The following is a 238-nucleotide window of genomic DNA, read 5'->3' on the forward strand; positions in this document are numbered from 1 at the left end:
CGGAATTCATCAGGCAGTCCTTCTTCTGATCAGTGTCACCGGCGTGAATTCGACACGCGCCGTCAGGTCCGGCTCGGCCATCCGGCTCATCAGCAGGTCGACCGTCTTTTCGGCCTGGACGTCGCAGGGTTGGCGGATGGTCGTGAGATCGTAGGCGGTCCAGCTCGCCTGAGGAATGTCGTCATGGCCGATGATGCGCAGCGGCGGCGCATCATCGGCCATGACGACATTCCTCAGG

General features: G+C 62.2%; 1 protein-coding gene. It reads right to left on the reverse strand.

Going from position 1 to position 238, the window contains the following annotated elements:
• Window positions 1–9 precede the first annotated feature (9 nt).
• On the reverse strand, window positions 10–238 hold a 229-nt coding region (locus AF337_RS11125), incomplete at its 5' end, for a substrate-binding domain-containing protein (RefSeq protein ID WP_160320274.1).

Source organism: Rhizobium ecuadorense (assembly GCF_001187535.1).
Taxonomy (GTDB): Bacteria; Pseudomonadota; Alphaproteobacteria; order Rhizobiales; family Rhizobiaceae; genus Rhizobium; species Rhizobium ecuadorense.